We start from the raw sequence: 9,655 nt of genomic DNA on the forward strand, positions 1-9,655 counted from the left end.
GGATGGCCGAGGGGCTCTTGGCGGTGCCTCAGTGCCCGAAAGCTTCCTGCAGCCACCAGGAACCCCCGTCCGAGGTGATCTTGGCGTCCAGCACCAAGGGACGGACGGGGCCGGCCGACAGCCACTCCTTCACGGCGTGCATGTCCTCGGGCCGTCGGACGGTCAGCGCCTCGCACCCATGTCCCCGCGCGAGCGCCGCGATGTCCGTGTCGGGGAAGGTCACCGTGTCGAGGCCGCTCGTGCCGGTCCCGAAGTGATGCACCTCGGCGCCGTACATGGCGTCGTTGTAGACGACGATCAACATGGGCAGACCCAGCCGTACGACGGTCTCGAGCTCCGAGAGGCCCATCAGGAAGCCGCCGTCACCGCAGCCGGCCACGGGCAGCCGGTCGGGCTGCGCCAGCGCGGCACCGATCGCGGTCGCCAGGCCCAGGCCGACGGACTGGAACGCCTGGGTGAAACAGAACCCGTACTCGTCGGGCACGTCGAGGTACATGCTCGGGTAGCCGAGGAAGTTGCCCGAGTCCACGGAGACGATCCGCTCGGTGGGCAGGATGCCGTTGAGCGCGACGGTCAGACTGCGTGGGTCGACCCGTCCGTCGCCCGACGCGTCCTCGAATCCGACCTGGTTCCAGCGCAGGCCGGACCGGATCCGCTCGGCCACGTCCGGAGTGCGGTAACCCGTGCGCCCGCCGGGCGAGTTCGCCCGCAGCCACCCGGCCGTGGCCCGTGCCGTTCCCGCGACACCGCCCCACAGACCGAGGTCCACGTCACGGTGTACGCCGATGGCCCCCGGTTCGATGTCGACCTGGACGACGGTCGCGTCCGGCGCGATGAGCCTGCCGTGCCGCATGGTCCACATGTTCAGGGCGCAGCCGAATCCCACCAGCAGGTCGGCGCCGGAGACGAGTTCGGCCGTCAGCGGCGAGGAGAAGCCGCCGGAGACGTCGATGTTCCAGTCGTCGCCGTTGAACATCCCGCGGGAGACGGCGGAAGTGGCGAGGAGTGCGCCCGCCTCGGCGGCCAGATCGCGGACGGCGTCCCGGGAGCCCGGGGAACGGCCGCCGCGTCCGACGACGAAGACCGGCCGCTCGGCGCGTTCCAGCAGCTGGGCGAACGCGGCGATCTCACTGTCGTCGGGCCGTGGTTCGACGACCCGGCGGTACTCCCGGGCCGGGGCCTCCGCGTCCAGGAGCGCGTCCTGAACGTCGATGGGGACGTTGAGGACGACCGTGCGCCGCTGGTGGCGGCAGATCGCGAAGGCCCGTGCCACATCGTCGAGGGCGGTTCTGGGAGACCGCACGCGCAGGGCGACCGCCCCGATCCCGACCGCGATCGCCGCCTGGTCGAGCGCGAAGTTCGAGGTGGGATCGGCGGCTTCGGCGGTCAGCACCAGCAGCGGCGTCCTGCTCTTCGCGGCCTCGGTGATTCCGGTGAGGGCGTTCGTGTAGCCGCAGCCCTGGTGCAGGGAGAGCACGGCGACCTCGTCGGACATACGGGCGTACGCGTCCGCCATGGTGGCCGCACCGCCCTCGTGACGAGCGGCGACGAACCGGGCGCCGCCGCGAACCATCGCGTCGGTGAAGTGGAAGTTGCCGCTGCCGACCACACCGAAGACCGTACGGACTCCGAGATCGGTGAGCTGCCTGCCGATGGCCTCATGGACAAGCACGGTCACTGGACTTCTCCGTTCTCCACGAGGGCCAGAATCCGCGCCGGACTGCCGGACCCACCGGCGATGCGGAGCGGAGCGACGATCAGGACGGCGCCGGTGACGGGCAGCCGGTCGAGGTTCTGCAACTGGGTGACTCCGTACTTGCCCGCGCCCAACAGGTAGTGGTGCGCCGGGAATTGCGGAGTGAAGGTGAACGCCTGCCCGGCGTCGGTCCCGACCGTCTCCACTCCGAGTCCGACGATCGGCGCCTCGTCGGCCAGCCAGCGGGCGCATTCGGCCGTGATGCCGGGCGTGTGCGGCCCGCTCTCATCGGCGTTGAGGAACAGTTGCCGGTCGTGCGAGCGCGCGGCCCAACCGGTGCGATAGAGCAGCCAACCGCCGTCCGGAAGAGGGCCGTTGTGGTGCTGCCACTCCTCGAGATGCTCAACTGTCAGCAGGAAGTCCGGGTCGGCGGCGCACTCGGCGGTCTTGTCGATCACGACAGCGGGAGCGACCAGGCGCCGGACCGGTACGTGAGCGACGTCCCCCTTGTCGGCGCCGGTGACCCAGTGGCACGGCGCGTCGAAGTGGGTGCCCACGTGCTCACCGGTGTGAATGCCGTTCTGGTAGGACGTGCGCCCCCGCTCGTCGTACCGTGCGAGCTCCTCCAGCTCGAAGTGTGGGATCGGTGCCATATCTGGCGGAAGGTCGAGCACGGGCGTCGACGGCGACAGGAGGGCGGTCAGGTCGACCACCTCGACGCTGCCGGACGCCAGAGCGGACGTCAGGCCGCCCAGCGGCCCCTCTGCGGAGAGTGTCCAAGACATGGCCTCATCATTTGGCAGAGATTCGGCCTTGACTAATGCTTCTCCGGTCGCCGCTATTCGTGTTTGGCTATACCGAAGCCCAACATCATGTTACAGAGAGATGTCAAGACATGAACGTGGATCACTTTCTGGACGGTCGGCTGAAACTGCGTCACCTTGTTCTCGTGACCGTTGTGGCTGATGAGGGCACCCTGGTCGGTGCCGCCAAGGCGATGCACGTCACCCAACCGGTTGTCACTCGAAGCCTTCAGGAGATCGAGACGATCATCGGGGTCAAACTCTTCGCCAGGGGGCCGCGCGGCGTCCGTCCGACCCAGTACGGCGACATCCTCATCGAGCACGCCCGCGCGGTCGTCGGCAATGTGCAAGCCGCGGCCGGACGTATCCACGAGCTCCAGCGTCTCGGCATGGAGCCCGTACGGGTGGGAACCATCCTCGCGGGCGCGCACTCCCTGCTGCCGCAGACCCTGATCCGGCTCAAGAAGGCCCACCCGCACCTCACCGTCTCGGTCGTCGAGGCGATGCCCGAGGAACTCGGCCTGCAACTCTCCCGAGGCGAAGTGGACGTACTGGTCGGCCGGCTCCAGCCGTCGAGCCCGCGCGCCGCGCTGCGTCACGTCCGGCTCTACGACGAACCGGTTCGCCTCGTCGTTCGGCATGCGCACCCCTGCCTCGGGACACCCACCAGCGGCATCGAGGACCTCATGGACCTGCCGTGGATCCTGCCGGGCCGAAACAGCCAGCTGCGCCAGGAAATCGACGAACTCTTCGACCGCCGGGGCCTGCCCCTCCCCGCGAACATCATCGAGTGCTCGACGATCCTCACGCTGAAGACGGTCCTGTTGGAAACAGACGCCGTCGCTCCACTGCCCATGCTGATCGGCGCACGGGACCCGCTGCTCGCCGTGCTGCCCTTGGGGCTTGACACCGTGCCGCGCGAGATCGGGATCACGACGATCGCCGACCGGCGGCCGTCCGCGAGTACCAGGCTCCTGATCAAGGAGATCGTCGCAGTCGCCCGGGAGACCGACCCCGTGCTGTTGGAATCACGGCGATGAGGGCAGCGATTTACTCTCGCGTGCTTGTCCGCGAGGCTCTCGACCAGTCACGCAGCGTCACCGTGAGGGACGCTCGTGGTCCCGTACAGTCGAAATGTTGCGATGCCCCGGAAAGAGGACCCCCTTGAGCAACGACGCGCCGAGCGGCGTCCTGAGCAAAGCCCTCGCCGTGCTGCAGGCATTCACCGTCGAGGACACCACCCTGGGCTTCACCGAACTGCGGCGACGTACGGGGTTCGCGAAGAGCACCTTGCACCGGGTGCTCGGCGACCTCGTGGCGGCACGGCTCCTGGACCGTGTCCAGGAGCGTTACCGCCTGTCGGGACTCGTCTTCGAGCTGGGGATGCGCGCGTCTGTCGAGCGCGGGCTGCTCGAAGTGTCCACGCCTTTTCTTGAGGACTTGTACGAGCGCACGCACGAACTCGTTCACCTGGGCACCCGAGAGGGAACGGAGGTCGTCTACGTCGCCAAGATGGGCGGCCACCAACAGGCCCACTCCCCGTCGCGGCTCGGCGGGCGCATGCCGCTGCACGCGACGGCCATCGGGAAGGTGCTGCTGAGCCACGCCCCGGCCGAAGTGCGGGAGGCCGCGCTGCGCGGGCCCCTGGAGCGCAAGGCGCCCCGGACGATCACCAACGTCGACGTGCTGACGCGCCAGCTGTCCGACGTCGTCACCAAGGGCGTGGCCTTCGAGTACGAGGAGTCGGCGGTCGGCATCGTCTGCGTGGCCGCCGGGATCTTCGGGCCGTCGGACGAGATCGTGGCGGCGGTCAGTGTGACGGGCCCGGTGCACCGGTTCCAGCCCGCCCGGCACGCCACCAGTGTGCGGGCCGCCGCGGCAGGGATCTCCGCGACGCTCGGCCGCCGCGCGGAGCTGCGCAACCACTGATCGGCTGCCGCACGGCCACTGATCGGCGGCCGAGTTCCGCGAGGCGGAACTCATTGCTGGGCGTGGGACGGCCCCCGTGTTCAAGCTGTGGGCATGAACGAGTTCTCTCCCGGCGACGACGCCGTGGCGCAGGCGGCCGATCGTCTGCTGCGTGCCACCGCCGACCGTGTTCCCTGTCCCCCGGTCCGCGATCTGATCGGCAGCGACGACGTGAAGGCGGCCTACGCCGTCCAAGAGCTGCTCACCGCGCGCCGCCTCGAAGCGGGCGGCAGCATCACCGGCCGCAAGATCGGCCTCACCTCCCCCGCCGTGCAGCGGCAACTGGGCGTGGACCAGCCGGACTTCGGGGTGCTGTTCGCGGACATGAGCGTCGCGGACGGGGCGTCCGTACCGGTCGGCGAGTTGCTGCAGCCGAAGGTCGAGGCGGAGATCGCGTTCGTACTGGGCGCCGACCTCACCGAAGGACCGCACGACGCCGCGCAGATCCGGGCCGCAGTGGCGCACGCCGTCCCCGCCCTGGAGATCGTGGACAGCCGGATCGCCGACTGGGACATCACCTTCGGCGACACCGTCGCGGACAACGGATCCTCCGCGCTCTACGTTCTCGGCACCCCGGCCAAGCCGCTCACCGAGTTCGAGCCGGTGGAGGCCGCCATGACCCTCGAGCGGTGTGGAGAAACCGTCTCCACGGGTAACGGGGCGGCCTGTCTGGGCGATCCGCTGACCGCCCTGGCCTGGCTCGCCCGCACCGCGCGCGACGTCGGCGATCCGCTGCGCGCGGGCCAGGTCGTGCTGTCCGGTGCGCTCGGCCCGATGGTGCCCGCCGCAGCCGGAGACGTGTTCAGCGCCGAGATCACCGGGCTCGGCTCCGTCTCCGTCCGCTTCCACGCTTCCGGCGACGAAGGAGCCTCCGCATGAAGACCAAGGTCGCCGTCATCGGCTCGGGCAACATCGGCACCGACCTGATGATCAAGGTGCTCCGCCTTTCGGACACCCTGGAGATGGGTGCGATGGTCGGCATCGACCCCGCCTCCGACGGGCTCGCCCGCGCCGAGCGGCTCGGGGTCCCCGTGACCGCCGAGGGCGTCCAGGGCCTGATCGCGATGGACGGCTTCGAGGACATCAAGATCGTCTTCGACGCCACGTCCGCGAAAGCGCACGTCGCCAACGCCGCCGCGCTCGCCCCGTACGGCAAGCAGCTCATCGACCTCACGCCCGCCGCCATCGGCCCGATGGTGATCCCCGCGGTGAACCTCGACGACCACGTCGCCGCGGACGACGTGAACATGGTGACGTGCGGCGGCCAGGCCACCATTCCGATCGTCTCCGCGATCTCCTCGGTGGCGCCGGTCCCGTACGCGGAGATCGTCGCCTCGATCGCCTCGAAGAGCGCCGGCCCCGGCACCCGCGCGAACATCGACGAGTTCACCGAGACGACCAGCCACGCCATCGAGACGGTCGGCGGCGCCGAGCACGGCAAGGCCGTCATCATCCTCAACCCGGCCGAGCCGCCGCTGATCATGCGCGACACCGTGCTCGCGCTCGTGGACGCGCCCGACGAGGCGACCCACGAAGCGATCCGTACAGCGGTCGCGCAGCGGGTCGACGAGGTGTCGGCGTACGTGCCGGGCTACCGCCTCAAGCAGCAGGTGCAGATCACCCCCGTCCCCGCGGACCAGCCGGTGCACACCCTCACCAGGGCCGCGGCCACCCACCAGGTGTCCGTGTTCCTGGAGGTCGAGGGCGCGGCCCACTATCTCCCCGCCTACGCCGGGAACCTCGACATCATGACCAGTGCGGCCCTGCGGATGGCCGAGGCCATGGCCGCCCGTGCCACCGAACTCCAGGGAGCCGGCGCATGACCACCGACAAGCTGTTCATCCAGGACGTCACCCTGCGCGACGGCATGCACGCCATCCGGCACCGCATCGAGCCCGAGCAGGTGGGCCGGATCGTGGCCGCGCTCGATGCGGCCGGCGTCGACGGCATCGAGGTGTCCCACGGCGACGGCCTCGCCGGCGGCTCGCTCAACTACGGCCCCGGCAGCCACACCGACTGGGAGTGGATCGAGGCGGCCGCCGCTCATATCAAGAACGCCCGCCTCACCACTCTCCTGCTGCCCGGCATCGGCACCATCGAGGAGCTCAAGCAGGCGTATGCGCTCGGGGTGCGCTCGGTGCGGGTCGCCACACACTGCACCGAGGCCGATGTCTCCGCCCAGCACATCGCCACCGCCCGCGAGTTGGGCATGGACGTGTCGGGCTTCCTGATGATGAGCCACATGGCCGACGCCAAGACGCTGGCCGGGCAGGCCGAGCTCATGGAGTCGTACGGCGCCCACTGCGTCTACGTCACCGACTCCGGCGGCCGGCTGATGATGGACGGCGTGCGCGAGCGGATGCGCGCCTACCGCGACGTGCTGGACCCCGCCACCGAGATCGGCATCCACGCCCACGAGAACCTCTCCCTCTCGGTCGCCAACTCCATGGTCGCGGTCGAGGAGGGCGTGACCCGCGTGGACGCCTCCCTCGCCGGTCAGGGCGCGGGCGCGGGCAACTGCCCCATCGAGCCGTTCATCGCGGTCGCCGACCTCAACGGCTGGAACCACGGCTGCGATCTCTTCGCGCTTCAGGACGCGGCCGAGGATCTCGTACGCCCGCTGCAGGACCGGCCGGTCCGTGTCGACCGCGAGACGCTCACGCTCGGCTACGCCGGGGTCTACGGCTCGTTCCTGCGGCACGCAGAGGCGGCGGCCGAGCGCTACGGCATCGACGTCCGCACGATCCTCGTCGAGGTCGGCAAGCGCGGGCTCGTCGGCGGCCAGGAGGACATGATCGTCGACGTGGCACTGGGGCTCGCGCGGGCGAGTTGACATCCCGCACGACGCAGGGCCGGGAGGGCGGTGACTCCCGGCCCTGGACCGCCTCAGCCGGGAGCCGTACGAAAGCGCTTACATATTGCTCAACTTCGCAGCGAGAGAAGGCAGTTGAGAACACACTCCGGTCCGCGGAGCGGAACGGAGATGTAGCGCATCCACCGCACGAGTCGGAGCATGAGCGCCCATCGCTCCGACTCTCAGGAGAATCAGTGCGATCTACTGTCCGAGAGAGACTTGCCTGTCTGGCGAGCCTCCTTGTCCTGCTGTCCCTCATATCGGCTGTGCCCGCGTCAGCCGCCGCACGCTCTTTGACCGTCCGCACCGACAAGGGTTCGGTCGCGGGATCCTCGGCGGACGGCGTCGACCGTTACCTCGGCATTCCGTACGCGGCTCCGCCCGTCGCCGCCCAACGCTGGCAGCCGCCGGCACCCGCTGCCGCGTGGCCGGGCACCCGGTCGGCCACCTTCCCCGGCTCCCGCTGTCTGCAGTCCGGGAGCAGCACGAGCCCGGGGATGAGTGAGGACTGCCTGTACCTGAACGTCTACGCCCCCGCCAACAGGGCCGGCCGCCCGCTGCCGGTGATGTTCTGGATCCACGGCGGCGGCTTCTCCTCCGGTTCGGGAGACACGCAGGACGGCTCGCTGATCGCCAGGGCCAACAACGTCGTGGTCGTCACCATCAATTACCGCCTCGGCGTGTTCGGCTTCCTCGACCTGCCCGGGCTGAGCAAGCAGGGCGCGGGCAACTACGGTCTGCTCGACCAGCAGGCGGCGCTGCGCTGGACCCAGCGCAACATCGGCGCGTTCGGCGGAGACGCGAGCCAGGTCACCATCGCCGGGGAGTCGGCCGGCGGCCACTCCGTCTGCGCGCTCCTGGCATCGCCCCCGGCCCGTGGTCTCTTCTCGGGCGCGATCATCCAGAGCGGCGGATGCCCGAGCTACACGGTGAAGCAGGCCGTCGCCCGCGGGGAGAAGTACGCGACGGCCGCCGGCTGCTCCGCCACCTCGGCGGATCCGGCCTGCTTGCGGGCCAAGCCCGCCAGTGAACTGCAGGCCGCGGCGAAGGACTTCATCGGCGGCGTCGTGAGCGGTCCGCTGCCCACGTCCGGGGTTCCCGAACTGCCCGTCGCTCCGCTCGATGCCGTACGCACCGGCCGGACCGCGAACGTCCCCCTCCTCATCGGCCACACGCGTGACGAGGTGCGCAGCTGGGCGCTGCCGTTCGCGAACGCGACAAAGGACCAGTACGAGCGAGCGGTCCGCATCGAGTTCGGGGACGAGGCCGACGCCGTCCTCGCGCACTATCCGTTCAGCGCCTACGGCGACTCGTACACCGGGGCGTACGCCTTCGGCGCCCTGTGGGGCGACAGCAGTACCTTCTACGGACTCGGGGGCTGCCAGTACCAGAACCTCACGGCCCAGTACTCGAAGCGTCAACCGCACACGTACTACTACGAGTTCAACGACCCGCACCCGCCCACCGGCCGGCCCTCCAGCGGCTTCGACCCTGGGGCCTCGCACGCCAGCGAGATGCCGTACCTGTTGCCCTCGGCGACCTCGGCGCTGCTGACTCCCGAGCAGCAGCAGCTGTCCAGCGAGATGGTGCGCTACTGGGGCTCGTTCGTGAAGCACGGGAAGCCCGCCACCCCGGGAATCGCCGCCTGGCCCTCGTACCGAGCGGGGAAGTTCATGTCCCTGCTGCCGGGCGGTGAGAGCCGGGCGCTGAAGACCGAGGTGTACGAGGCGCGCCGCCAGTGCGCCTTCTGGAACTCCATCGACTACGACTGGCTCCCCGTCAACCCAGATCAACTCGCCGCGCAGGCGGGCGTTTCCCAGTCCTGACCCAGCAAGCGCGAAGGGCCCCCTTCTGTGGGAGGGGGCCCTTTGAGTCTCCGCGGCGGGACAGTACCCGGGTTCAGTTACCGGTGTGCTCCATGTCGAGGACGATCTTGCCCACTGCCGTGCCCGTGCGCAGGCGTTCCACCGCTTCGCCGAGCGCGTCCATCCCGTAACTCTCATACGGCAGCGTCAGTGCGCCGGAGGACAGGTCGGGCAGGAGGCGTAGGACCTCGGGGGCGACTTCCCGGCCGCGGGAGATCATGTTGACCGGGAGGAGGGAGACGTCGGCGAGGAAGAAGTCTGCGAGGTCGAGGGTGAGTTCGCGGCCGGCGGTGTAGCCGAGGAGGGCGGCCCGGCCGCGCGGGCGGACGAGGGTGAGGGCGGTGCGCAGGATGGTGCCGCCGACCGTGTCGATCAGGACGTCGACCTTGCCGCCGAGCGTTTCTTCGGTGAGGTCGGAGGCGAGCTGGGCCTTGGCGGCGTCGGGTACGTGCGGCAGCTTCGCGGGGCG

At 69.8% G+C, this 9,655-nt stretch carries 9 protein-coding genes; 6 read left to right on the forward strand and 3 right to left on the reverse strand.

Annotated features, from left to right (window positions below):
* Positions 1-28 precede the first annotated feature (28 nt).
* Both CCS38_RS30535 and CCS38_RS30540 read right to left on the reverse strand, forming a co-directional pair.
* Entirely contained in the window at positions 29-1,678 is a 1,650-nt protein-coding gene (locus tag CCS38_RS30535; protein ID WP_308050898.1) for a thiamine pyrophosphate-binding protein, read from the reverse strand.
* Positions 1,675-2,481 carry a cyclase family protein gene (locus tag CCS38_RS30540; protein ID WP_223736574.1) on the reverse strand — a complete coding sequence of 269 codons (807 nt, stop codon included), beginning with the start codon at positions 2,479-2,481 and terminating at the stop codon, positions 1,675-1,677. The genes CCS38_RS30535 and CCS38_RS30540 overlap by 4 nt, the downstream gene beginning before the upstream one ends.
* 110 nt (positions 2,482-2,591) lie before the next feature.
* On the opposite strand from CCS38_RS30540, the gene CCS38_RS30545 reads away from it, so the two are divergent.
* The 6 genes from CCS38_RS30545 to CCS38_RS30570 all read left to right on the forward strand — a co-directional run bounded on the left by CCS38_RS30545 (position 2,592) and on the right by CCS38_RS30570 (position 9,147).
* The gene (locus tag CCS38_RS30545; RefSeq protein WP_223736575.1) at positions 2,592-3,539 is read left to right on the forward strand and encodes a LysR substrate-binding domain-containing protein; all 948 of its coding nucleotides are present in this window, start codon (positions 2,592-2,594) and stop codon (positions 3,537-3,539) included.
* Positions 3,540-3,663: 124 nt separating this feature from the next.
* Positions 3,664-4,428, forward strand: a complete 765-nt coding sequence (locus tag CCS38_RS30550) for an IclR family transcriptional regulator (protein ID WP_223736576.1) — start codon at positions 3,664-3,666, stop codon at positions 4,426-4,428.
* 93 nt (positions 4,429-4,521) lie between these two features.
* On the forward strand, positions 4,522-5,346 hold the full coding sequence (locus tag CCS38_RS30555; RefSeq protein ID WP_223736577.1) for a 2-keto-4-pentenoate hydratase: 825 nt from the start codon (positions 4,522-4,524) through the stop codon (positions 5,344-5,346).
* The gene (locus CCS38_RS30560) at positions 5,343-6,290 is read left to right on the forward strand and encodes an acetaldehyde dehydrogenase (acetylating) (RefSeq protein WP_223736578.1); all 948 of its coding nucleotides are present in this window, start codon (positions 5,343-5,345) and stop codon (positions 6,288-6,290) included. Before CCS38_RS30555 ends, CCS38_RS30560 begins: the two co-directional genes overlap by 4 nt.
* Positions 6,287-7,300, forward strand: a complete 1,014-nt coding sequence (dmpG, locus tag CCS38_RS30565; protein WP_223736579.1) for a 4-hydroxy-2-oxovalerate aldolase — start codon at positions 6,287-6,289, stop codon at positions 7,298-7,300. The genes CCS38_RS30560 and dmpG overlap by 4 nt, the downstream gene beginning before the upstream one ends.
* A 287-nt stretch (positions 7,301-7,587) precedes the next feature.
* Entirely contained in the window at positions 7,588-9,147 is a 1,560-nt protein-coding gene (locus tag CCS38_RS30570; protein WP_223736580.1) for a carboxylesterase/lipase family protein, read from the forward strand.
* A 73-nt stretch (positions 9,148-9,220) separates the two neighbouring features.
* Here the strand turns inward: CCS38_RS30570 and CCS38_RS30575 are convergent.
* A partial coding sequence (locus CCS38_RS30575; protein WP_223736581.1) for a zinc-binding dehydrogenase occupies positions 9,221-9,655 on the reverse strand: 435 nt, incomplete at its 5' end.

The organism is Streptomyces purpurogeneiscleroticus (assembly GCF_020024005.1).
Lineage (GTDB): Bacteria > Actinomycetota > Actinomycetes > Streptomycetales > Streptomycetaceae > Streptomyces > Streptomyces purpurogeneiscleroticus.